We start from the raw sequence: 1,139 nt of genomic DNA on the forward strand, positions 1-1,139 counted from the left end.
GCAAGGTGCTCATCGCCAACCGTGGCGAAATTGCTGTCCGTGTTGCCCGTGCTTGCCGGGACGCGGGGATCGGGAGCGTGGCCGTCTACGCGGACCCGGACCGCGACGCGTTGCATGTGCGTGCGGCCGATGAGGCATTCGCGCTGGGCGGTGACACTCCGGCCGCCAGTTATCTGGACATGGCCAAGGTCCTCCAGGCCGCGAAGGACTCCGGGGCGGACGCGATCCATCCGGGTTACGGGTTCCTCTCGGAGAACGCCGAGTTCGCGCAGGCGGTGCTGGATGCCGGGCTGACGTGGATCGGGCCGCCGCCGCACGCGATCCGGGACCTGGGCGACAAGGTCGCGGCCCGTCATATCGCGCAGCGTGCCGGTGCGCCGCTCGTCGCGGGTACCCCGGACCCGGTGTCGGGTTCCGCGGAGGTCGTGGCGTTCGCCGAGGAGAACGGGCTGCCGATCGCGATCAAGGCGGCGTTCGGTGGTGGCGGGCGGGGGCTGAAGGTCGCGCGCACGCTGGAGGAGATCCCGGAGCTGTATGACTCCGCGGTCCGTGAGGCGGTGGCCGCGTTCGGGCGTGGGGAGTGCTTCGTGGAGCGCTACCTCGACAAGCCGAGGCACGTGGAGACCCAGTGCCTGGCCGACACCCACGGCAACGTGGTGGTCGTGTCCACCCGGGACTGCTCGCTCCAGCGCCGTCACCAGAAGCTGGTGGAGGAGGCCCCGGCCCCCTTCCTGTCCCAGGCGCAGAACGCGCAGCTGTATACGGCGTCCAAGGCGATCCTGAAGGAGGCCGGTTACGTCGGTGCCGGCACGGTCGAGTTCCTGGTCGGTGCGGACGGCACGATCTCCTTCCTGGAGGTCAATACCCGGCTCCAGGTCGAGCATCCGGTCACCGAGGAGGTCACCGGCCTCGACCTCGTGCGCGAGATGTTCCGTATCGCGGACGGTGAGGAGCTCGGCTACGGCGACCCGGTCATGCGTGGGCATTCCTTCGAGTTCCGGATCAACGGTGAGGACCCGGGCCGCGGCTTCCTGCCCGCCCCCGGCACCGTCACGCTGTTCGCCCCGCCGTCCGGTCCCGGTGTCCGTCTCGACGCGGGTGTCGAGTCCGGCAGTGTGATCGGCCCGGCCTGGGACTCG

1 protein-coding gene is annotated in these 1,139 nt (G+C 70.1%); it reads left to right on the forward strand.

The window, feature by feature from the left end; translation table 11 throughout:
- Window positions 1-1,139 (forward strand): acetyl-CoA carboxylase biotin carboxylase subunit (locus ACZ601_RS39120; RefSeq protein ID WP_469547034.1); only part of this gene is annotated, 1,139 nt, incomplete at both ends.

The organism is Streptomyces sp. NPDC104307 (genome assembly GCF_055584045.1).